5 tRNA genes are annotated in these 498 nt (G+C 52.4%); all 5 read left to right on the top strand.

What is annotated here, in order from left to right:
- The first annotated feature begins 56 nt into the window (after window positions 1-56).
- The 5 genes from FD02_RS07350 to FD02_RS07330 all read left to right on the top strand — a co-directional run bounded on the left by FD02_RS07350 (window position 57) and on the right by FD02_RS07330 (window position 495).
- Window positions 57-130: transfer RNA gene (locus FD02_RS07350), tRNA-Asp, on the top strand.
- Window positions 131-135: 5 nt separating this feature from the next.
- A tRNA-Phe gene (locus FD02_RS07345) sits at window positions 136-208 on the top strand.
- 15 nt (window positions 209-223) lie between these two features.
- Window positions 224-294: transfer RNA gene (locus FD02_RS07340), tRNA-Gly, on the top strand.
- Window positions 295-306: 12 nt separating this feature from the next.
- Window positions 307-380, top strand: a tRNA-Ile gene (locus tag FD02_RS07335).
- 27 nt (window positions 381-407) lie between these two features.
- A tRNA-Ser gene (locus tag FD02_RS07330) sits at window positions 408-495 on the top strand.
- Window positions 496-498 lie beyond the last annotated feature (3 nt).

Here is a 498-nt window from a genome sequence, read left to right as displayed (position 1 = left end):
TAGCTCGTCGGGCTCATAACCCGGAGGTCGTTGGTTCAAATCCAGCTCCCGCAATTGGTTCCATGGTCTAGTTGGTTAGGACGCCTGCCTGTCACGCAGGAGATCACGAGTTCGAGTCTCGTTGGAACCGGTGTCGGCTCGGTAGCTCAGTTGGTAGAGCAATGGATTGAAGCTCCATGTGTCGGCAGTTCGATTCTGTCCCGCGCCATTCAAAGCAAATCTTGCGGGTGTAGTTTAGTGGTAAAACCACAGCCTTCCAAGCTGTTGTCGCGAGTTCGATTCTCGTCACCCGCTGGAAATTGTTTTGGGCCTATAGCTCAGCTGGTTAGAGCGCACGCCTGATAAGCGTGAGGTCGATGGTTCAAGTCCATTTAGGCCCATTGTTCCACTAATTGAATAGGATTCATGGAGAAGTACTCAAGTGGCTGAAGAGGCGCCCCTGCTAAGGGTGTAGACGGGTTATACCGTGCGAGGGTTCAAATCCCTCCTTCTCCGTTT

It is taken from the genome of Lacticaseibacillus nasuensis JCM 17158 (genome assembly GCF_001434705.1).
GTDB classification, from domain to species: domain Bacteria; phylum Bacillota; class Bacilli; order Lactobacillales; family Lactobacillaceae; genus Lacticaseibacillus; species Lacticaseibacillus nasuensis.
The sequence above is the reverse complement of the archived record's forward strand: the minus strand, read 5'-3'. Positions and strand labels throughout refer to the sequence as shown.